The following is a 21,166-nucleotide window of genomic DNA, read 5'->3' on the forward strand; positions in this document are numbered from 1 at the left end:
GGACCGTGGAATTTCTGACCGGAATAAACGATTACCTGACATCGCAATTCGGCGAGTTCGGCCCGCTCCTGGCGCTTGGCATTGCCGGGCTGTTCATGATCCTGCTGGCGGTTCCGCTGCTGCTGAACCAGCCCGAAGATCCGCTGAAGAAGCTGCAAAAGAACATGGCGCCCGAAACCCGGAACAAACCGCAAAAACAGCGGTTGCGCCAGGCCGACCGCAACGAGCAGCTGCAAAAATTCGCAGGTTTTCTGGAACCGCAGAACGAAGACGAACTGTCAGCGATGGAACTGAAGCTGCGCCAGGCGGGGTATCACTCCAAGGATTCGGTGCGCCTGTTCCATTTCCTGCAGTTTGCTCTTGGCATCCTGGGCCTCGTGGCCGGGCTGTTCTTTGTCTACGTGCTGAAGGCCGATATCGATTATGACAGCCAGCAAATGGCGATCCGCATCATCGGGCCTGGCGCGGCCGGCTATTTGCTGCCGAAATACTGGATCACCCGCCGGATTGAAGAGCGCAAGCAAAAGATCACCGAAGGCTTCCCGGATGCGCTGGACATGATGCTGGTCTGTGTCGAAGCCGGCCAGTCGCTGGACCAGGCGATTGTCCGCGTTGCCAAGGAGCTCCACGCCTCTTTCCCGGATCTGGCGGAAGAATTCGAAGTTGTCGCGCAAGAGATGAAGGCAGGCAAGGAAAAGGACAAGGTCCTGCGGGACATGGCCACCCGCTGCGGGGTGCAGGATGTCTCTTCCTTTGTGACCGTGATGATCCAGTCCGCCAGCTTCGGCACCTCGATCGCGGACGCCTTGCGGGTTTATGCCGGGGAAATGCGCGACAAGCGTGTGATGCGCGCAGAAGAGGCCGCAAACAAGTTGCCCGTAAAGATGACCCTTGCCACAATGGGCCTGACAGTCCCGCCGCTGCTGATCATTCTGGTCGGCCCGTCGGTGCAGGGCATCATGAACATGGGCAACTGAGGCAACCGAACATGAACTCATCAGGACGGGCCGGGCCGGGCCGTCCCTTCCGTGCTATTGCCGCCGCCAGCGTTGTTGCGCTGGCGGCGGCCTGCGCGCCGGGCGGGCTGAAACAGGACAAGGGCAGCCCTTGGGCGCCAAGCGGCAATCACCGCCAGCAGGCCGAGGACGGGCTGGTGGTCGGCCACCGGCTGATGGCAGCGGGCCAGCATGAACTGGCACTGGACGCCTTCACCCGCGCTGCCCTTGACCACGGGCTGACGCCAGAGGTTCTGTCCGGCATGGGCAGTGCCAAACTGGGCCTCAGGCGGCTTGGCCAGGCAGAAGATCTGCTGCGCCAGGCGGTGGATGCGGACGGCACCTGGCCGGAACCGATGAACAACCTGGGCGTCGTGCTGATGGAGCGCGGCAAAACCGCCGAAGCGGTGCAGGTGTTCCAGCGCGCCTATGCGCTTGACAATGGCGAAAGTGACGCAATCCGCGATAATTTACGCCTTGCTCTCGCAAAGCTTGAAAATCCTGCGCATACTGACCCTCAAAATCAAGATTATAAATTGGTGCGGCAAGGCGGCGGCAGCTACCTGATAAGCCAAGCACCATGACAGAGGCAGAGCAGTAAAAAGGACGCACCAATGCGCCAGCAGTATTTCCTATCCGCTTCTCTGGCAGGGGCGCTGCTTTTGTCGGCCTGCGCAGAGAAAGCCGATGAAACCGTGGAACGGGCTTTTCAGGAAGTGAATGTCATCGACGAGAGCAATCTGAATGACGTCATGCTCTCGGTCGCCGACCCGAACGAGGCGGTTGCCCATTTCCAGCGGACGCTGAAGAGCAGCCCGGACCGGATTGAACTGCAACGCGGGCTGGCCTATTCGCTGATCCGCGCCAAGCGCACCACGGAAGGCACCACCGCCTGGAAAAAAGTTGTCTCGATGAAGGGCGCCACAAGCGAGGATCATGTTCAGCTGGCAGGCGCGCTTGTGCGCAGCGGCGAATGGGACGCGGCCAAGGCAGAACTGGACAGGGTTCCCCCAACCCATGAGACCTATGAGCGCTACCGCCTGGAGGCAGTTGTGGCTGATGCCGCCAAAGATTGGAAACGCGCCGACAGCTTTTATGAAATTGCAGTGGGTTTGACGACAAAACCAGCGAAAGTGATGAACAATTGGGGCTATTCCAAGCTGACCCGCGGCGATTTCGCCGGCTCTGAGCGGTTGTTCGGCGAAGCAATCCGTCAGGATCAACGCCTGTTCACAGCCAAGAACAACCTGGTTCTGGCCCGCGGCGCGCAACGCAATTACACCCTGCCGGTGATCCCGATGGATCAGACTGAACGCGCATTGCTGCTGCACACGCTGGCGCTGTCGGCAGTCAAGCAAGGCGACGTCAAGACCGGCGAGAATCTGCTGCGCGAAGCAATTGACACCCACCCGCAGCACTTTGAGGAAGCCTCGCGCTCGCTGGCGGCCCTGGAGAACGGCTGATCCATGCAGTTCCCGGCCCATGCTGCCCTGTGGTTCCTTCCCTTTGTTCTGCCACTGTGCTACACAGTCGCGCTGACGGATCTGCGCGGCATGCGCATTCCCAACTGGGCCGTCGATTTGCTAGCCGTGATCTATGTGGTTGCAGGAGCGGTGCTGATGCCAAGCTGGGCGGACTACGGCTGGCATCTGCTGCACCTGCCGGTCGGCATCGGCCTGGGCTACTTGTTCTATGCAGCCGGTGCTGTCGGCGCGGGCGACGCCAAATTTGCAGGCGCCGCCGCCCCCTTCTTTGCGCTTGGCGACCTGCGGCTGTTGATGATCATCTTTGCGGCCACCCTGCTGGCGGGTTTCACCGCCCACCGGATCGCCAAATACACCCCCCTGCGCCGGCTGGCGCCGCAATGGCAAAGCTGGGACACCGGCAAAAGCTTCCCGATGGGCCTGTGCCTGGGCGGCACCCTGGCCCTCTACCTGGTGCTGGCAGCGCGCTTTGGCAGCTGACTGCATCCGCTGCAAAAACTTCGCTGGAAATCCGCCGCCTCCGCGGAATTGCTGCAGCTCTGCCCCGCTGTTGCCACAGTCCTGAATAGTCTGTTTCCTTGAACGCCCCGGCTGCCGGGGCACGGATCCGATCTTAGGGACAGGTACCGCCATGAACATGCAGAACCTCACCGTGATGGCCCCGCCCGCCCCCAAAGGGCTGGCGCAGATGCAGCTGCCGCTGGTGATGATGCGGGACATCCTGCTGAAGACCATCTTCCGCAAAAACGTCGAGAACGTCACGGAAATCGCCGAGGCAATCTGCCTGCCCGGCGCCGTCACCCAGGAACTGGTGGATATCGCCCGCGAGCAAAAGCTGCTGGAGGCCACCGGCACGCTCAACGCCAACAGCGGCAACGAAATGGGCTACCAGCTGACCGATGCGGGTAAATCGCGGGCGCTGGATGCGCTCAGCCAGTCGGAGTACTTCGGCGCCATGCCGGTGCCGCTGGACGTCTACCGCGCGCAGGTGAAACGCCAGTCGATCCGCAACATCCAAGTGTCCCGCGACCAGCTGACCAATGCCATGGGGCATCTGATCCTGCCAAACAGCCTGCTGGACCACCTTGGCCCGGCCGTCAGCGCGGGCCGCTCAATCCTGATGTACGGCCCGCCGGGCAACGGCAAGTCTTCAATTTCCAACGGCATCCGCGACGCCTTGGGGGATCACGTCTATGTGCCGCGCGCCATTGAATATTCGGGCCAGGTGATCACGGTCTATGACCCGATTGTCCACACCGAAGTGGAGCAGGAACCGGAAGACCCCAACGCCCTGCGCCGCCGCCGCCGTTTCGACGAACGCTATGTCATGTGCCAGCGCCCCACCGTGATCACCGGGGGCGAGCTGTCGCTGGACATGCTGGATCTGGTCTATAACCCGACCGCGCGCACCTATCAGGCACCTTTGCAGCTGAAATCCACCGGCGGCATCTTCATCGTCGACGACCTTGGCCGCCAGGCGGAACCACCGCAGTCGCTGGTCAACCGCTGGATTGTGCCGCTGGAGGAAAGCAAGGACATCCTGGCATTGCAGTCAGGTGAGAAGTTCGAAGTGCCCTTTGACACGCTGGTGATCTTCTCCACCAACTTCCACCCGAACAAGATTTTTGACCAAGCCGCCCTGCGCCGGATCTTTTTCAAGATCAAAATCGACGGCCCGAACCAGGAAAATTACCTCAAGATCTTTGCCATGGTGGCCCGCAAGAAAGGCATGCCGCTGGACGAAGGCGCATTGGTGCACCTGCTGAAAAAGAAATACCCGTCGATCGATAACGTCTATGCGAACTACCAGCCGGTGTTTCTGATCGACCAGATCATCGCGATCTGCGAATTTGAGGGCATCCCCTATCAGATGTCCCCCGAGCTGATCGACCGCGCCTGGGCTAACATGTTCGTCAAGGACGAAGATATCGTGAAGTGATCCCCGCCGGCAGACAGGCGGCAGCAAGAGTTTTCGAAAACTCTTGCAAAACTTTTCGAAAAGTTTTTGGCCTTCCCCTAAAAGAAAGGGATGAGCAAACTTCCCAAGGTCATTCTAGGCTGGTTTACCGCCCGCGGCTGGTCCATCCACCCGCACCAGCACTCCATGCTGGACTGTGCCGGGGATCCGGCAACCCTGCTGATCGCCCCCACCGGCGGCGGCAAGACCATGGCCGGCTTTCTGCCCACCCTCGCCGATCTGGCAGAAAGCCCTCATGACGGGCTGCACACCCTCTATATTTCACCGCTCAAGGCCCTTGCTGCAGACATCAAGCGCAACCTGCGCGCCCCGGTCGAAGATATGGGCCTGCCCATCCGCATTGACGACCGCACCGGCGACACGCCATCCTCCCGCAAACGGCGCCAGCGCGCCGATCCGCCGCATATCCTGCTGACCACACCGGAAAGCCTGGCGCTGCTCACCTCCTACGAGGATGCGGCCCGCACTTTCAAAGGGCTGAAGCGGGTGGTGGTGGACGAGATCCATGCGCTGGCCGAAAGCAAACGCGGCGACCAGCTGATGCTGGCCCTGGCGCGGCTGCAAACGCTCTGCCCTGATCTGCGCCGGGTGGGCCTGTCAGCTACCGTGGACGACCCGCAGGCCATTGCCAGCTATCTTGCCTGCCACCCGGACCCCTGCAAAATCGTGCAGGCAGACCCCGGCCCCGCCCCGGACATCCGGATGCTGGAAACCGCAGAAGCGCCACCCTGGGCCGGCGGCGGCGCGGCCTATGCCATCGCGGCGGTGATGGAACAGATCCAGGCGCATAAAACCACGCTGATATTTCACAACACCCGCGCCCAGGCCGAGATTTTCTTTCGCAATCTCTGGCTCGCCAATGACGATGCGCTGCCGATCGGGATCCATCACGGCTCGCTCGACCGGGGCCAGCGCGAACGGGTCGAAGCCGCCATGGTCCGCGGCGAGCTGCGCGCCATTGTCTGCACCGGTTCACTGGACCTCGGCATCGACTGGGGCGATGTGGACCTGGTGATTCAGATCGGCGCACCGAAGAACGTGAAACGCCTGGTCCAGCGCATCGGCCGCGCCAACCACCGCTACAACGCGCCGTCCAAGGCGCTTCTGGTGCCCGCCAACCGGTTTGAAGTGGTGGAATGCCGTGCCGCGCTGGACGCCGTCCGTGCAGGCGATCTGGATGGCGAGGCGCGCGGCCCCGCCCCCCGCGACGTTCTTTGCCAGCACATCCTGATTGCAGCCTGCGCCGGGCCGTTTGATGCGGATGAACTCTACACCGAAATAACCAGCGCCGGCGCCTATGCCGCCCTCACCCGCGCCGGTTTCGATGCCTGTCTGGATTTCTGTGCCACCGGCGGCTACGCGCTGAAAGCTTACGACCAGTGGCAGCGCCTGTTGCAACGCCCGGACGGCAAATGGCAGCTGCGCGATCCGCGCGCCGCCCAACGCATCCGCATGAACCTGGGCACCATCCAGGACGCCGACCTCATCAAGGTGCGTCTGAAGCGCAGCCGCGGCGGCAAGCCCCTGGGCGAGATCGAGGAAGCCTTTGCCGCCACCCTCACCCCCGGCGACACCTTTCTGATCGGCGGCCGGACCGTGCGATACGAGGGGCTGCGCGAAATGACCGTCGAGGTCACCCGCACCCCCGGCAGGAAACCGAAGATCGCAGTGTTCTCCGGCACCAAATTCGCCACCTCGACCCAGCTCAGCGCGCGCATCCTGGAGATGTTCAGTCAGGACAGCTGGCCAGATCTGCCCCGCCACACCGCCGAATGGCTGGAACTGCAGCGCGACGTCTCGGACCTTCCCCGCGCCGGGTCGCTGCTGATCGAAAGCTTCCCCCGCGACGGGCGCGAGTATGCCTGCATTTACGGCTTTGCCGGCCGTAACGCACAGCAAACGCTGGGGCTGCTTCTGACCAAGCGGATGGAGGAGCTTGGCCTTGATCCGCTTGGCTTTGTCTCGACCGACTACGCCACCTTGATCTGGGGGCTTGAGCCGCTGACCGACCCGGCCCCGCTGTTCGATGTCACAGCCCTGCGCGAGGGGCTGGACGGCTGGCTGGCCGGCAACGCAGTAATGAAACGCGCCTTCCGCGGCGCGGCGACCATTGCCGGGCTGATTGAACGCAACACACCCGGGCAACGCAAGAACGGGCGCCAAGCAACATTCTCCTCCGACATCCTCTATGACACGCTCAGGAAATACGACCCGGACCACCTGCTGATGGGCATCACCCGCGACGAAGCCCTGCGCGGGCTGGTGGACTTTGGCCGCGTTGAGCAGATGCTGGCACGGATCAATGGCCGGATCACCCTGCGGCGGCTGGACCGGATCTCGCCGCTTGCAGCGCCGCTTTTGCTGGAGGCTGGCAAGGTTCCGGTCAAAGGCGCAGCGCAGGAAAAGCTGCTGCAACGCGAGGCTGAAGCGCTGATGCGGCTATCCGGACTGGACCGGCTGGTGCAATAGCGCTTGCCTGTTGGGCCAGCGCGTCTAAGACCACAGCATGAACGGATTTGATTTCAACCTTGCCGGCGCCCGCCTGACCGCGCTCGGCTCCGGCGCGCTCTGGTGGGCGGACCACCGGCTGCTTTGCGTCTCCGACCTGCATCTTGGAAAATCCGCACGCCATGCGCGGCGCGGCGGCAGTGCCCTGCCCCCTTACGAAGGCCGTGACACACTCAACCGCCTTGAGAGACTGGTCGCAGACCTCAACCCGGCAACTGTGGTTTGCCTCGGCGACAGCTTCGACGATAATGCCGCAGCCACAGCATTGCCGGCCTCAGAAAGAGGCCAAACCCAAGACCTGATGCAAAACCGCCGCTGGATCTGGATCGAGGGAAACCACGACCCCGCCCCCACCGGTCTAGGCGGGGAGCATTTGGCGGACTTGCGGGTTGGCCCCCTCACCTTCCGCCACATTGCTGATCCGCCGGCAACGGCGGAAATCTCCGGCCACTACCATCCCAAGGCCCGCGTCCGCAGCAATTCACGCCCCTGTTTCCTGCTGGACACCTCCCGCCTGATCCTGCCGGCCTTCGGCACCTATACCGGCGGGTTGCGCAGCACCGATCCGGCGCTTGCATCCTTGATGGCGCCGAATGCCTTGGCCATTCTGACCGGTCCGCAAGCCCTGCCGATACCGATGCCCCGCTAAGTGGCGCAGCGTCACCGCCATGGGGCCGCCCTTCTCTTCTATGCTTGGCCTCAGCAAAAGAAGGACACTCAAAATGGAACACCGCATCCGCAGCAGTTTCGCCAAGCAAAGCATGATGCAAACCCTGGGCGCAAACATCCAAAGCGTCTCGGATGGTGAAGTGGTGATCACTGCGCCGATCCTGCCCGGCAGCCGCCAGCAGCACGATGCGGCCCATGCGGCGCTGAGCTTTGCCATCGGCGACACTGCTGCCGGATATGCGGCGCTGACAAAAATGCCGGAAAACAGCGAGGTGATGACAGCTGAGATGAAGATCAACCTGCTGGCGCCGGGTGCCGGCGACACCTTACGGGCGACCGGCAAGGTCATCAAACCGGGGCGCCGGCTGGTCATCGTCACGGCTGAGGTCCACGCGCTGCAGGGCAGCCAGGAAAAGCTGATTGCCATCCTCCAGGGCACGATGGTGCCGGTCCCGGCCTGAGGGTCAAAGACCGTAACTTCCACGTTTTTCTACAGGATCTCTGCGAGCCGCCAAGTGAAACGGCGCTTTTTCATCTTTGTAAAAAAACACTCCCGCCGGAGGCGTCCGGCGGGAGTTGTTTGGTACAGGTTTCAGCGTTCTGCGCTGCCTCAGGCGGTCAGGCCTTCGGGCTCTTTCAGACCGTTGGCGCGGCAGCAGGCGGTGACGGTGTTCGCGAGCAGGCAGGCAATCGTCATCGGGCCGACACCGCCCGGAACCGGGGTGATGGCGCCGGCGCGCTCGGACGCAGAAGCGAAGTCGACATCGCCAACCAGCTTCATCTTGCCTTCCCCTTTTTCGGGCGCATCAATCCGGTTGATGCCCACGTCAATCACGGTGGCGCCTTCCTTGATCCAGTCGCCCGGCACCATTTCCGGGCGGCCCACGGCGGCCACAACGATGTCGGCGCGGCGCACAACATCGGGCAGGTCCTTGGTGCGCGAATGCGCGATGGTCACGGTGCAGCTGTCGCCCAGCAGCAGCTGCGCCATCGGCTTGCCGACGATGTTGGAGCGGCCAATGACAACCGCATCCATGCCCGACAGCGAGCCGTGGTGCTCGCGCAGCATCATCAGGCAGCCCAAGGGCGTGCAGGGCACCATCGATTTCTGGCCGGTGCCCAGAAGGCCGACGTTGGAGATGTGGAACCCGTCGACGTCCTTTTCCGGCGCGATCGAGTTGATCACCAGGTCTTCGTTCATGTGCTTGGGCAGCGGCAGCTGCACCAGGATGCCATGCACCGAAGCGTCGTTGTTCAGCTGCTCGACCACGGCCAGCAGGTCCGCTTCCGAGGTGTCCGCATCCAGCTTGTGCTCATAGGAGTTCATGCCGGCCTCAACGGTCTGCTTGCCCTTGGAGCGCACATAGACCTGGCTTGCCGGGTCTTCGCCGACCAGTACCACGGCGAGACCGGGGGTGATGCCGTTTTCCTCTTTCAGCCGCGCCACATGCTCGGCCACCTGGCCGCGCACCTTGGCCGCAAAGGCCTTGCCGTCAATCAGAGTTGCTGCCATTTGATCTCTTCCTCTTTGCCGCAGGCGCGGGCCTCCGCCCGGATGCCTGCCCTATTCCTCTTTAGCGGTCGCGATGCCCGAGCCGCAGGTGCCCTGCTCAGCATCACTCCTCACGGATCACCCGCGCCTCGCGGGCAATCGACCACTCCACCAGCTGCCGCCACAGGCGCTCAGCCAGATCGGGGTCCAGCCCCTGGGCCTCAGCCGCGGCGCGGGCATTCAGCACCACTTCTTCAACCCGCTCCGGGATCCGCGCCGGCCAGCCGTTTGCCTGCTTCAGCGCGATCGCCCGGTCGATGTATCCAGCCCGCACGGCCAGCAGCGCCACCAGCTCCCGGTCCAGATGGTCGATCTGAAGCCGGAGGCTGGCCATATCGCTGCAGGCATCTGGCGGGGTGCGTGTGCTCATGTCTTAAAACTCTCACGGCCCGGGATGGGTCCCGGGCCGTGAGTGCCGCATATCGCCGTTTAGAACAAGCCTTCGATCTGGCCGTCGTCATTCAGGCGGATGGTTTCCGAGGCCGGTTTGCGCGGCAGGCCCGGCATCGTCATGATCTCGCCGCAGACCGCCACGATGAAGCCGGCACCGGCCGACAGGCGGACTTCACGCACCGGCACCGAATGGCCGGTGGGCGCACCGCGCAACGACGGGTCGGTCGAGAAGGAATACTGGGTCTTCGCCATGCAGACCGGCAGATTGCCGTAGCCTGCGTCTTCCCATTCCTTCAGCTGGTTGCGGATCTTGTTGTCGGCCAGCACCTCGTCGGCGCGGTAGATGCGCTTGGCGATGGTGTCGATCTTGTCGAACAGCGACATCTCGTCCGGGTAGATCGGCGCAAAGTTGGCCTGACCCGCATCGACGATCTCAACCACTTTCTCGGCCAGCGGCGCGGAGCCTTCCGAGCCCAGCTCCCAGTGGCGCGACAGCACCGCCTCGACGCCATGGGTGGCGGCGTAGGCTTTGACGGCGTCGACTTCGGCATCGGTGTCGGTGACAAAGTGGTTGATCGCGACGACAACCGGCACACCAAAGGATTTGATGTTCTCGATGTGGCGGCCGAGGTTGGCGCAGCCGTTGTTCACAGCCTCGACGTTCTCAGCACCCAGGTCAGCCTTGGCGACGCCGCCGTTCATCTTCATCGCGCGCACGGTGGCAACCAGCACAACCGCGGACGGTGCGATGCCTGCCTTGCGGCATTTGATGTTCATGAACTTCTCGGCACCCAGATCAGCACCAAAGCCTGCCTCGGTCACCACATAGTCGGCGACTTTCAGCGCGGTCTTGGTGGCAATAACCGAGTTGCAGCCGTGGGCGATATTGGCAAACGGGCCGCCGTGCACAAACGCCGGGTTGTTTTCCAGGGTCTGCACCAGATTCGGCTGCATCGCGTCCTTCAGCAGCACGGTCATCGCGCCTTCGGCCTTGATGTCGCGGCAGTAGACCGGGGTCTTGTCGCGGCGGTAGGCCACGATGATGTCGCCCAGGCGCTTTTCCAGGTCCTTCAGATCATTCGCGAGGCACAGGATCGCCATCACTTCGGAGGCCACGGTGATGTCAAAACCGGCTTCGCGCGGGAAGCCGTTGGAGACGCCGCCCAGGGACGCGGTGATGGTGCGCAGGGCGCGGTCGTTCATGTCCACAACCCGGCGCCAGGCGACGCGGCGGGTGTCGATGTCGCATTCATTGCCCCAGTAGATGTGGTTGTCGATCATCGCCGACAGCAGCGAGTGCGCCGAGGTGATGGCGTGGAAGTCGCCGGTGAAGTGGAGGTTCATTTCCTCCATCGGCACCACTTGCGCGTAACCGCCGCCTGCAGCGCCGCCCTTCATGCCGAAGTTCGGACCCAAGGACGCCTCGCGGATACAGATCATCGCGTTCTTGCCGATCCGGTTCAGCCCGTCGCCCAGACCCACGGTGGTGGTGGTCTTGCCTTCGCCCGCCGGTGTCGGGTTGATCGCGGTCACCAGGATCAGCTTGCCGTCTTCCTTGGACTGAACCGAGTTGATGAACGACTGGGACACCTTTGCCTTGTCGTGGCCGTAGGGCAGCAGATCGCCGCTGGAAATCCCGATCTTCGCACCAATCTCCTGGATCGGCTTCTTCTGCGCTTCACGCGCAATCTCGATGTCACTCTTGTAGCTCATGGCAAGGTTCCTGCTGAGTTTGCATACAATCGCCGGCACAGAGATGCCGGTTTCGCGATAGACTTAGCCAATATGCGGCAAAACACGCGCGTGATTTCCGACATTATCCTGCCTCGAAGCGGCGTGAGGTCTTTCGCAGGCCCTGCAGAGGTTCCTTAAAGGAAACGCTTTCCCTTTAAGGAAGGGATTCATGGCGCCCAGGCGCGTTGATCCGGCACAAAGAGGGCGAATTCGCCGCCCAGGTTCACACTTCCCGGCCGTTCAACCCAGGCCGTGATTCCCCGGCGGTTCTTTGCGGCAGGCTTGAACCGGGCGCCACATCCGCTGTGATCTCTTTCAATCTCCCGCCCTGGCAGCACGCAAGGCCGGTTTTCCATATCGACAGTCAAGGTCACCCCGTCCGGTCCCTGCAGCCGGGAACCAGGCGGCACAAAGGTAAAGTCCGGGATGCCGCGCAGGATGATAGTGGCGCCCAGATGGGCCGGGTCGACCCGCTCCATTCCCATGTCCGCGGCAATCACTGCCAGCTCTTCCTCGGACAGGATCGTCAACTGGCGGACATTGCGGATCTCGGTGCCTTCAGGATAGAGATTGCGGACCCGCACGCAGGAGGCGCGGTTCTCCCCCTCGTGGCGTTCACCGGCAATGCCGGAAAACCCAAGCTGCAACTGGCCGGCCGGTTCCGCCCGCAGACTATCGCCAGCCGGAACCATGCCCAGCCAGGTGATTTCCCCTTTGAATCCGCTGTCCCGCAATACCGGCATTGCCTGTTTCTCCTGCTGAAGTTTGATCAATCCCGGCGAAGGCTACACGCTTTGACAATGGTTGCCAGCGCGAAAATGCCTGATACCCCTTTGTTTCCGTATGAAGAAATCGCACAGCCGTCCAAAGGATCGGATCGCAATGGCGATCCGATCCGGGCGGGGGCCGCGGCGGGCAGCTTTGCTGCCCGCCGCGGCCCCCGCCCCCCGTCCCAAAAAAAATGTCCCGGAAACCGCAGCTGGTTTCCGGGACATTTCATTTTCAGGTTAGGATCCTTACGCCGTCGGCTCAGGCTCCATGCCGCCCTCCGGCGGGGATTTTTTCGGCTTGGCCTTGGGGATTGCGGTGACCGAGGCATTGCCCTCATCCTCGCCGCCATCTTCGTCATCGCCGGCTTGCGGCGGCTCGCCATTCATGACGCGCTTGATCTCTTCACCGGTCAGCGTCTCGTATTCCAGGAGACCCTGCGCCAGACGTTCCCACTCTTCATGATGGTCTGTCAGAATCTGGAACGCGCGGTCATAACCGGCCTGGATGAAGCTCTTCACCTCTTCCTCGATCATCTCCTTGGTATTTGCGGAGACCGAGAAGCCGGCAGTGTTGCCCGAATAGCCCTCATGCGCTTCGGCATAGTCGATATTGCCGACCTTGTCGGACATGCCCCAGCGCATCACCATGGCGCGGGCCAATTGGCTGGCCTGCTGGATGTCGCCGGCCGGGCCGTTCGACACATGGTCCTCGCCGTATTTGATCACTTCAGCCGCTTTGCCTGCCATCGTCATGGCCAGCTTTTGCTGGCATTCGTCACGGTGCCAGTTCAGCCGGTCCATTTCAGGCAAGGACACCACCATCCCCAGCGCGCCGCCGCGCGGAATGATTGTCGCCTTATAAACCGGATCGCATTCCGGCAGTATATGGCCGACAACCGCATGGCCGGCTTCGTGATAGGCGGTCTTTTCCTTCTGATCCTGGGTCAGCACCATCGAGCGGCGCTCGGCTCCCATCATCACCTTGTCCTTGGCCGATTCGAAATCTTCCATGGTGACAAAGCGGCGACCGACGCGGGCGGCCATCAGCGCCGCCTCATTGACCAGGTTGGCCAGATCCGCGCCCGAGAAGCCAGGCGTGCCGCGGGCGATGATACGCAGGTCCACATCCGGGCCCAGCGGGGTTTTGCGCGCATGCACGCCCAGGATCTTCTCGCGGCCTTTGATGTCGGGGTTGCCGACGGTCACGTTGCGGTCAAAGCGTCCCGGACGCAGCAGCGCGGGATCCAGAACGTCCTTGCGGTTGGTCGCCGCCAGGATGATCACGCCCTCGTTGGCCTCAAAACCATCCATCTCAACCAGCAGCTGGTTCAGCGTCTGCTCACGCTCATCATTGCCGCCGCCATAACCGGCGCCACGATGGCGGCCGACGGCGTCGATCTCGTCGATGAAAACAATGCAGGGCGCGTTTTTCTTCGCCTGCTCGAACATATCGCGCACACGGGAGGCACCGACGCCCACGAACATTTCCACAAAGTCGGAGCCAGAGATGGTGAAGAAGGGCACGCCCGCCTCGCCCGCAATCGCGCGCGCCAGCAGCGTCTTACCAGTGCCCGGAGGGCCCACCAGCAACGCACCCTTGGGGATCTTGCCGCCCAGACGCGAGAATTTTTGCGGGTTGCGCAGGAATTCGACGATCTCTTCCAGCTCTTCCTTGGCTTCATCAATGCCGGCCACATCGTCAAAGGTCACCCGGCCATGCTTTTCGGTCAGCATCTTGGCCTTGGACTTGCCGAATCCCATGGCGCCGCCTTTGCCGCCGCCCTGCATCCGGTTCATGAAATAGATCCAGACGCCAATCAGCAGAATGAAAGGCAGCAGCGTGATTAGGAAGGACTGAAAACCCGACTGCTGCTGTTTTTCGGCGCGCACCGGAATGTTCTTGTCGATCAGAAGTGCCGTGACTTCAGCATCGGCCGGTTTGATGGTGACATAGTTCTGCCCATCGGTCGTGGTGTAGCGCACCTGTTCCCCGTCCAAAGTGACGGTGCTGACCTTGCCGGTCTCAACCGAGCTGACGAAGTCCGAGAAAGTGCGTTCACGGCTCTGCATCGTGCTGCCGGAACCGCTGAACAAATTGAACAGCGCCAGAATCAGCAGAAACAGAACAACCCAGAAGGCGATATTGCGAGCGTTGCCCAAGGAAAGTTCTCCCTATCAGATAGGCGCGCCACACGGGCCGCCTGCGTTGTGCTTAAAATAAGGATCATTCGAGCAGGTTCAATGCGATAAAAGGGATGCAAAGAACTCTTCTTCGGTTCCTGCCGTTTCCGCCGACCAGCCATTGGCGAATCCAGCCGCTGGTGCAGCCGCCAATTCCCCGCCCCGCCACACTGCCGGAGTGGCCTGCAGCACGGCGCCCGGCATCCCTGCAGCACGCCAGTCCGGGCATAGCTGCAGACCCTTTTGGCCTAGCGCGCGAATCTCGCAACCCTTTGCGTCGCCGCCATAAACCTTCCACCTGCCGTCCCAGGCCTGCCCCGGCAGAGAGACCTCGCCGCGCACGGAGTTATATTCGCGGCAGATCCATATCTGTTTGCTGGTGGTGACCAGACGGCAGCCCGCCAATGTGGCCGATCCGCCGTTGCGGGCCGCCAGAACGGCTTTTTCCATCGGCACACGGCGCGGCGGGTAAGCAGTGCCGGAAATCCACTGAATGGAGCGCACCAGCAGCCGGTGGCTGATTTCACTGGGCAAAGTGCGGAATTTGCGCTGACACAGGGCAACAGCGCCCGCCTGCACATGCGCCAAGTCGCGGGCGGCCAGGAACACATACCAGTCCAGCGCTTCACGGGCCTTGGCCATGTTGCGGGCAATCTTGGCAAAAACCGCAGGGGTCAAGCCCAGCGGCGCCAGTTCCTGCAGCGCCCGGCGCACCCGGACCCGTTCGAATCTGGTATCCTCGTTGCTCGGGTCTTCGGACCATGCAATGCCGCAGCTTTCCAGATAGTCCCGCAATTCGCAACGGGTTACATCCAGCAGCGGCCGCAGCAGCGTCACGCCGTTGTGCGTGCGCCGCTCTGCCATCCCCGACAGCCCGGTCACACCAGAGGCACGCGCCATCCGCATCAGAACCGTTTCAGCCTGATCATCTGCGGTGTGGCCCAGTGCCAGCACCGGAATGCCGTGGCGCCGTGCCCAGCCGGTCAGCAGATCATAGCGCGCCTCGCGGGCCTGGTTCTGCAGATTGCCGTTCTGCGGCCCGTCTTCCCAGCGCAGCACCTCATGGCTGATGCCAAGCCGGGCTGCTGCCGCCCCCGCGGCTTCGGCCTCTGCTGCTGCTTCCGGACGCAGCCCGTGATCAACAGTGGCGGCAAACAACACGACCTCGCCGCCGGCGAAACAGTCGTGCAGCAGATGCAGCAGCGCCATAGAATCACCGCCGCCCGAGACAGCGATTCCCAGCCGGTCAGGAAGGGCGGAGCGGAACTGGCTCCGCACCAGGGGCAGGATATTCTGCCGCGCGCCCGTCAAGAACAGCCCAGCTTGGCCATTTCCGCCGCGGCCCCGGCCTCTTCTGCCGCACCCGGAAAGCGCACGCCGACCTCGGTCAGCGTGACGCAGGCCTGATCGGTCTGGCCAAGACGGCCCAGTGCCGAGCCCAGCTCAAACAGCGCCTTGGGGGCCACCGGCCCGGCGGAATTGCCGGAGAACGCCGCCAGATAGGCCCGCGCCGCCTCACGGGTGTCACCGAGACCATCCAGCGCCTTGCCGCGGCTGAATTCGGCGGCCGGCGCCAGCGGGCTGCCCGGATAGACCTGATTGAAGGCCGCGAATTTCTCCGCCGCATCCTGGTAAAGCCCCTCGGACAGCAGTTTTCCGGCAGCGTCAAAGTCTGCCTGCTCGCCGATTGCCAGCTCACCTGCTGCCGGGCCGCCCGCGCCCTCCGCCTCAATGGCGCCGGCGCCCGCAACCGGCAGCTCGCCGCCGCCGAGGGTTGTTGTCTCGCCCAGGGCGCCGATATCGCCGCCTTCCAGCTCGACCAGCCGGAATTCAAGATCACCGATCCGGTTGGTGCCATCGCTGACAATCCGGTCGATCCGGTGGTTCATCTCCTCGGTTTGCAGGGTCAGCCGCTGCAGCTCGCTTTCAATCGCGCCGACCCGGTCCAGAACGGTATTGCCGGATAGATCCGCCGAGGGCGCGCCAGTGGTCGACAGCTCCCGTTTCAGCCGCTGGATCTCGACGTGCAAGACAGTCAGTTCCTGGCGGATATCGGCGAGGGTCTGCTGATTCTGCGCCGCCAGCGGCAGCGGCAGCAGCAGTGCAGAGGCCAAAAGCGCAATGCGCAAAGATTTCATGGCGTTACCCCGTCAACCCGCCTGCCAGCACCGTCACCGCGCGGCGGTTCTTGGAATAGCAGACCTCGTCCGAACAGATTTCCAGCGGGCGTTCCTTGCCGAAGCTTACCACCTTGATGCGGCTGCCGGCGACCCCTTGGGACATCAGGTATTCACGGGCGGCATTGGCGCGTTTCGCACCCAGGCCAAGGTTGTATTCGCGGGTGCCCTGCTCGTCCGCGTGGCCTTCGATGGTGACCACATAATCGGCGTTCCGGGCCAGCCACTGCGACTGGCCTTGCAGCGTTGCCTGGGCCGCAGGCGACAGGGTGGACTGATCAATTGCAAACAGCACCCGGTCGCCTACGGTCTGCTGGAAATAGGCCGGGCTGGCCGGATCCAGCGCGCCTGCACCGGCGCCTGCACCGCCTGCCCCGGCCCCGCCGCCGTTCAAATCGTCGTTCCATGGGTTGCTGCTGCAGGCTGTCAGCCCCAGCACGGCCACCGCCGCCATTGCCAATTTCAAACCGCTCATATCGTCTGCCTATCCCTTTGCGTTTCTTAACCCGAAACTAGCATAAGCCCGGGGGTGGTACTATGCGGGTATCCCCGCCTTAACGGCCCATTTACTGCTGCAGCGGAGACCAGGCCGGGTCCGAGGCCCCGTCCGGCGTCCTTACCGGCTTCAGATTGCGCCCTGTAATGTCCACCGAATAAAGCAACGCCCGCCCGGTGCTGCCCTGGCTTTCACGGGTGAACATGATCACCCGGCCGTTTGGCGCCCATGTCGGCCCCTCGTCCAGGAACGAGGCGGTCAGCAAGCGCTCCTCGCTGCCGTCGGTGCGCATCACGCCGATATGGAACCGGCCCTTGTTCTGTTTGGTAAAGGCAATCATGTCGCCGCGCGGCGACCACACCGGGGTGCCATAGCGCCCCTGGCCAAAGCTGATCCGGCGCGCCTCGCCGCCGCTTGCGGGCATCACATAGAGCTGCTGACTGCCTGAGCGGTCGCTTTCAAAGACAACCTGCGACCCGTCAGGCGAAAACGACGGCGCCGTCTCGATCGAGGGCGCCGAGGTCAGCCGGGTCTTGCCCCCGGTCCCGATATCCATCGAGAACAGATCGGTGTTGCCGCCCTGGGTCTGCGAGTAGACCACCGTGCGCCCGTCCGGCGCAAACCGCGGCGCAAAGCTCATGATGCCATCGCCGCTGGACAGGATTTTGCGCTGCACCTGGCCCACATCCAGCACATGGATCTGCGGAAAGCCGCTTTCATAGCTGGTGTACAGCACCCGGTCGCCAGTGGGCGAGAACCGCGGTGCCAGCACAAGAGACGCACTGTTGGTCAGATACTGCACATTGGCGCCGTCGTAATCCATGATCGCCAGCCGTTTGCGGCGGTCGTTCTTGGGGCCGCTTTCGGAGACATAGACCACCCGGCTGTCGAAATAGCCGCTCTCGCCGGTGATTTCGCTGTAGATGGCATCAGCCACCTTATGCGCCATCCGCCGCCAGCCGCCGGTGGTGCCGGAGAATTGCAGCGCGCTTTCCAGCTCCTTCTCCGCAAACACGTCATAGCCGCGGAACCGAACCGTCAGCCGGTTGCCGGTGACGCTGACAGCGCCAGTGATCAGCGCCTGGGCGTTCACCGCCTTCCAGTCGGCATATTTCACCGGGTTGTCAAAGCCGGTCACTTTGGAGATATGGGCGCTGGCGGGCACTTCGCGGAACAGTCCGGTACCGCTGAGATCTTCCGCCACCACCCGCGCGATCTGCGCCGCATGCTCCGCAGCCGAAGGGGTCTCGGGCACAAAATCCGGCACCGCATAGGGCAACGGCTCAATCACACCCTGATCGATCTCGATGCGGAGCGGGCCGGTCTGCGCCGCAGCGGCGCCCGCCCCGGCCAGTGCCGAAGCCCCGATCAGCAGAGCTGCCAGAATTTTCCTCATTTGATCCGCATCCTTTCCGGATTGAATGTCATCTCGATATCACGCCATTGCGCGTATTTTTCAGGGGGAAGCTGAAACCCCTTGGCTCCGCAGCGGATTATTGCCCGACGGGCGGCCCCAAAGGCCTGTTGCGCCGCCGATGACGAGCCACCGGTGCTTGACAGCATCCGGATGCTGCCGCTGTCCGGCTTGCCGTCCTGCGCCAGCGACACCGTCACCACCACCGTGGTGTTCAGCGCGTCCGTCGACAGCGATCCCACATTCCAGCACTGCGAGACCGCAACCCGCAGGGCATCCTTTTCGCCCAGTGTCAGCGGCGGGCCGGATGGTTCCGGCGCTTCAACATCGGCGCCGCCTGCCAGGGCTTCCGCCAAGGCATCTTCCACTGCGGAGGGTGTATCCGCCGTCTCCGGCTCCGGCTGCGCTTGCTCGGCCGGCTGGGCTGCTTCCACGGCCTCTTCCGGTTGCGGCTGCGGCCGGGCCGGCCGTGTCCTGGGCCGCACCGAGACCTCTGGCGCAGCAGAGGCTGCAACGTCCTCGCCTTCGTTTTCTTCGGTCACGATCCGGTCGCTGGCGGCCTCGGGCGCGGTGGCTTCCTGCACCTCCTGTTCGGTCTCGGCGCCCTCCTCCGGTGCCACTTCCGGCTGGGCAGTATCGTCAACCCTGGTGTCCGGTTCTGGCGGCGCAACAGGCTCAGGCGCGACACGCTCCACCGGGCGCGGCGCAGTTTCAGGGCGCACCTGCGGCACCAGCGCAGCTATCTCCGGCTCCTCAGCCGCTGCAGGCGGCGTGTCCGGAACATCGGGCTCGGACTGCGGCTCGGGGATCTCTGTCACCTGCGGATCCGGCGCCGCCGGCATGACCGGTTCGGGCTGGACAGTTTCAGGTTCCGGGTCCGGCTGCGGCGCGGGCTCCGGTGCGGGTTGCACTTCGGCCGGTTCATTCAACGGTGCAGGTTCGGGGGCAACTTGCGGCGCCTGGCGCTGCTGGCTGAGCTTTTCAAACTGCTCCGCCGATATCAGCGCCACCTGCTGCACCCGGGACGGCAACGGTTCGGAGGGGAACCAGGCGCCAAAGACAACCCACCCCATCAACAGCCCGTGTCCGGCAAGAGAGATCCTGGTTCCGGTCTGCACCGCCCGCGTCCCCGCTTATTGCCCTGCGCCCTCAGACGGCTGCCCGTCCAGGGCCGGGCCGCCGGTGTCCGTCACCAGCCCAACATTGGAAAACCCGCCTGCGTTCAGCGCGCCCATCACCTGCATGACATCCGCATAGGCGATGCGTCCGTCGGCGCGCAGGAACACCCGGTCCGAGCTGCGCTCGGCCGCAATCGCCCGCAGCTTGGGCACCAGTTCATCGCGCGAAACCGGCGTGGTCTGGATTTCAACACCGCCCTCGGCGGTCATCGTGACAGTCAGCGGCTCTTCCTCATCGCCGGGCAAGGCGCCCGCTGCGGTCTTGGGCAGCTCGACCGGCACGCCGACCGTCATCAGCGGTGCCGCCACCATAAAGATAATCAGCAGCACCAGCATCACATCCACAAAAGGCGTGACATTGATTTCCGACATCACCCTGCCGCGTCCGCGGCGGCGTCCGCGGCGGCGGTTGCTGCCTCCTGAAGGCTGCTGGACTGCGGCACCCATAGCTCAGGAATCCAACTGGCGGCTGAGGATGGTGGCGAACTCATCGGCAAAGCCCTCATAGCCGCCAATGATGCGGTCGCTGTCCGCGCTCAACTTATTATAAAAAACCACCGCCGGAATTGCCGCCAGCAGACCCAGCCCGGTCGCCATCAGCGCCTCGGCAATGCCGGGCGCCACCACGGCAAGGTTGGTGTTCTGCTGTTCTGCAATCTCGATAAAGGCGGTCATGATGCCCCAAACGGTACCGAACAGCCCCACAAAGGGCGCGGTGGAGCCGACGGTGGCCAGGATCGACAAGCCGCTTTGCAGCCCTTCGGTCTCCTTGGCGATGGCCACATCCATCGACCGGTCGATGCGCGCTTGCGCGCCAGGGATCAGCCCGCCGTCGCTGCGGTGGCTGCGCCGCCATTCGGTCATGCCCGCGGAAAAGATCCGGGCCGCCTGACCCGGCGGCCTTGCCCCGACCTGGTCGAACAGCTCATCCAGCGGATTGCCGGACCAGAAAGCCCGGTCAAAGGCATCCGCCTCGCCGCGCGCCTTGCGGTAGTTGATGGTCTTCTGAACGATGATGCCCCACGACCAGACCGAAGCCCCGATCAGCATCAGCATCACCAATTTCACGGTTACGGTGGCCCGCGCGAAAAGGCCCCACATGGAGAAATCAATCTCCTGCGCCAGCGCCAGAGTTTCTGCTTCCATTCGCCTGCTCTACGATTTCCCGGCCGTTTCTCCGGCCTTATTTGGCCAAAGGCTAGCCCAGTTCAATGTCAAAGGCCATTAAAACAGGCGCCACTGCGCCAAATGTTACCGCAATGCGCGAATCTCTGCCGGAAGCCGCGCAGGCCGGCCGCCTGTGGTGATGCAGACGATGGTGACCTGGGCCCGGAACAGCGGCTGGCCGCCGCGCGTGACCTCTTGCATCAGCACCATCCGGGCCGGTGTCACATTGTGCAGCGCGGTAGTGACCAGCAGTTCCTCGTCGAATTTGGCGGGCGCCAGGTAATCCGCCTCAATCCGGCGCACAACATAGATCCGCCCGGCCTCGCGCATGGCGTTCTGATCGACACCAATGCCGCGCACCCAGTCGCTGCGCGCACGTTCAATAAAACGCAGGTAGTTGGCGTGATAGACGATCCCGCCCATGTCGGTGTCCTCGTAGTAGACCCGCACCGGGAATTCGTGGATCATGC

Annotated in this window: 21 protein-coding genes; 8 read left to right on the forward strand and 13 right to left on the reverse strand. The window is 63.2% G+C overall.

Going from position 1 to position 21,166, the window contains the following annotated elements:
* Window positions 1–5 precede the first annotated feature (5 nt).
* The 8 genes from K3724_RS15030 to K3724_RS15065 all read left to right on the forward strand — a co-directional run bounded on the left by K3724_RS15030 (window position 6) and on the right by K3724_RS15065 (window position 8,095).
* Window positions 6–977: a type II secretion system F family protein gene (locus K3724_RS15030; RefSeq protein ID WP_259986681.1), complete on the forward strand. Its 972-nt coding sequence runs from the start codon at window positions 6–8 to the stop codon at window positions 975–977.
* An 11-nt stretch (window positions 978–988) separates the two neighbouring features.
* A complete protein-coding gene (locus tag K3724_RS15035; protein WP_259986682.1) occupies window positions 989–1,579 on the forward strand; it encodes a tetratricopeptide repeat protein in 591 nt (196 codons plus the stop codon).
* A 30-nt stretch (window positions 1,580–1,609) separates the two neighbouring features.
* Window positions 1,610–2,458: a lipopolysaccharide assembly protein LapB gene (locus tag K3724_RS15040; protein ID WP_259986683.1), complete on the forward strand. Its 849-nt coding sequence runs from the start codon at window positions 1,610–1,612 to the stop codon at window positions 2,456–2,458.
* Window positions 2,459–2,461: 3 nt separating this feature from the next.
* Window positions 2,462–2,959, forward strand: coding sequence for a prepilin peptidase (locus tag K3724_RS15045; protein ID WP_259986684.1), 498 nt, complete (start codon window positions 2,462–2,464; stop codon window positions 2,957–2,959).
* A 151-nt stretch (window positions 2,960–3,110) separates the two neighbouring features.
* Window positions 3,111–4,418 (forward strand): ATPase, encoded by a 1,308-nt coding sequence (locus K3724_RS15050; RefSeq protein ID WP_259986685.1) that lies wholly within the window; start codon window positions 3,111–3,113, stop codon window positions 4,416–4,418.
* A gap of 90 nt (window positions 4,419–4,508) precedes the next feature.
* Window positions 4,509–6,926, forward strand: coding sequence for a ligase-associated DNA damage response DEXH box helicase (locus tag K3724_RS15055; protein WP_259986686.1), 2,418 nt, complete (start codon window positions 4,509–4,511; stop codon window positions 6,924–6,926).
* 37 nt (window positions 6,927–6,963) lie between these two features.
* The gene (gene pdeM, locus K3724_RS15060; protein ID WP_259986687.1) at window positions 6,964–7,614 is read left to right on the forward strand and encodes a ligase-associated DNA damage response endonuclease PdeM; all 651 of its coding nucleotides are present in this window, start codon (window positions 6,964–6,966) and stop codon (window positions 7,612–7,614) included.
* 73 nt (window positions 7,615–7,687) lie between these two features.
* Complete coding sequence (locus K3724_RS15065; RefSeq protein ID WP_259986688.1) at window positions 7,688–8,095, forward strand: PaaI family thioesterase; 408 nt, start codon at window positions 7,688–7,690, stop codon at window positions 8,093–8,095.
* A 149-nt stretch (window positions 8,096–8,244) separates the two neighbouring features.
* Here K3724_RS15065 and folD read toward each other — a convergent pair whose 3' ends face one another.
* The 13 genes from folD to ybgC form a co-directional block, all read right to left on the reverse strand.
* Window positions 8,245–9,147 carry a bifunctional methylenetetrahydrofolate dehydrogenase/methenyltetrahydrofolate cyclohydrolase FolD gene (folD, locus tag K3724_RS15070; RefSeq protein ID WP_259986689.1) on the reverse strand — a complete coding sequence of 301 codons (903 nt, stop codon included), beginning with the start codon at window positions 9,145–9,147 and terminating at the stop codon, window positions 8,245–8,247.
* A gap of 103 nt (window positions 9,148–9,250) precedes the next feature.
* Window positions 9,251–9,556 carry a chorismate mutase gene (locus K3724_RS15075; protein WP_259986690.1) on the reverse strand — a complete coding sequence of 102 codons (306 nt, stop codon included), beginning with the start codon at window positions 9,554–9,556 and terminating at the stop codon, window positions 9,251–9,253.
* Between the two features lie 59 nt (window positions 9,557–9,615).
* Window positions 9,616–11,292: a formate--tetrahydrofolate ligase gene (locus K3724_RS15080; RefSeq protein WP_259986691.1), complete on the reverse strand. Its 1,677-nt coding sequence runs from the start codon at window positions 11,290–11,292 to the stop codon at window positions 9,616–9,618.
* Between the two features lie 188 nt (window positions 11,293–11,480).
* Window positions 11,481–12,056 carry an MOSC domain-containing protein gene (locus K3724_RS15085; RefSeq protein WP_259986692.1) on the reverse strand — a complete coding sequence of 192 codons (576 nt, stop codon included), beginning with the start codon at window positions 12,054–12,056 and terminating at the stop codon, window positions 11,481–11,483.
* Window positions 12,057–12,329: 273 nt separating this feature from the next.
* Window positions 12,330–14,243 (reverse strand): ATP-dependent zinc metalloprotease FtsH, encoded by a 1,914-nt coding sequence (ftsH, locus tag K3724_RS15090; protein WP_259986693.1) that lies wholly within the window; start codon window positions 14,241–14,243, stop codon window positions 12,330–12,332.
* Between the two features lie 78 nt (window positions 14,244–14,321).
* Complete coding sequence (gene tilS / locus K3724_RS15095) at window positions 14,322–15,575, reverse strand: tRNA lysidine(34) synthetase TilS (RefSeq protein WP_259986694.1); 1,254 nt, start codon at window positions 15,573–15,575, stop codon at window positions 14,322–14,324.
* A complete protein-coding gene (gene ybgF, locus K3724_RS15100) occupies window positions 15,572–16,402 on the reverse strand; it encodes a tol-pal system protein YbgF (RefSeq protein WP_259986695.1) in 831 nt (276 codons plus the stop codon). The genes tilS and ybgF overlap by 4 nt, the downstream gene beginning before the upstream one ends.
* Before the next feature lie 4 nt (window positions 16,403–16,406).
* A complete protein-coding gene (gene pal, locus K3724_RS15105) occupies window positions 16,407–16,916 on the reverse strand; it encodes a peptidoglycan-associated lipoprotein Pal (protein ID WP_027259881.1) in 510 nt (169 codons plus the stop codon).
* Window positions 16,917–17,007: 91 nt separating this feature from the next.
* Window positions 17,008–18,333, reverse strand: coding sequence for a Tol-Pal system beta propeller repeat protein TolB (tolB, locus tag K3724_RS15110; RefSeq protein ID WP_259986696.1), 1,326 nt, complete (start codon window positions 18,331–18,333; stop codon window positions 17,008–17,010).
* Window positions 18,330–19,469: an energy transducer TonB gene (locus K3724_RS15115; protein ID WP_259986697.1), complete on the reverse strand. Its 1,140-nt coding sequence runs from the start codon at window positions 19,467–19,469 to the stop codon at window positions 18,330–18,332. Before K3724_RS15115 ends, tolB begins: the two co-directional genes overlap by 4 nt.
* A 15-nt stretch (window positions 19,470–19,484) precedes the next feature.
* The gene (gene tolR, locus K3724_RS15120) at window positions 19,485–19,976 is read right to left on the reverse strand and encodes a protein TolR (RefSeq protein ID WP_129371750.1); all 492 of its coding nucleotides are present in this window, start codon (window positions 19,974–19,976) and stop codon (window positions 19,485–19,487) included.
* 3 nt (window positions 19,977–19,979) lie between these two features.
* Complete coding sequence (tolQ, locus tag K3724_RS15125) at window positions 19,980–20,675, reverse strand: protein TolQ (protein WP_259986698.1); 696 nt, start codon at window positions 20,673–20,675, stop codon at window positions 19,980–19,982.
* Between the two features lie 105 nt (window positions 20,676–20,780).
* The gene (gene ybgC, locus K3724_RS15130; protein WP_259986699.1) at window positions 20,781–21,164 is read right to left on the reverse strand and encodes a tol-pal system-associated acyl-CoA thioesterase; all 384 of its coding nucleotides are present in this window, start codon (window positions 21,162–21,164) and stop codon (window positions 20,781–20,783) included.
* Between the last annotated feature and the right edge of the window lie 2 nt (window positions 21,165–21,166).

The organism is Leisingera sp. M658 (assembly GCF_025144145.1).
Classification (GTDB): domain Bacteria; phylum Pseudomonadota; class Alphaproteobacteria; order Rhodobacterales; family Rhodobacteraceae; genus Leisingera.